Consider the following 253-nt stretch of genomic DNA (forward strand, 5'->3'; position numbering starts at 1 on the left):
GGTCGCCCCGTCCTGGATGCCGCGGGCTCGCCCGAGTATCAGACCGTCGGCTTCGCGGGCCTGGCGCCGCAGTCGGCCCTCGTGCCGCAGCCCATCTGGGCGGGTCCGGAGGCCACGATCCAGCAGGTCGGCCAGGTCGCGCAGATCATGTCGCAGCTGCCGGTGCGCGTCTACAACACGGCTGTCGACCTGTTCACCGGCCAGCCGCGTGACCCCAACGGGCCGCTGAGCGTCGTGGGCGCCGGCCGCCTCG

General features: G+C 73.9%; 1 protein-coding gene. It reads left to right on the forward strand.

The genetic code is table 11. From position 1 onward, the window contains the following. A partial coding sequence (locus tag ACZ3HH_RS30760) for a hypothetical protein (RefSeq protein ID WP_465810462.1) occupies positions 1–253 on the forward strand: 253 nt, incomplete at both ends.

The organism is Pseudomonas sp. PME37.24/025 (assembly GCF_055556615.1).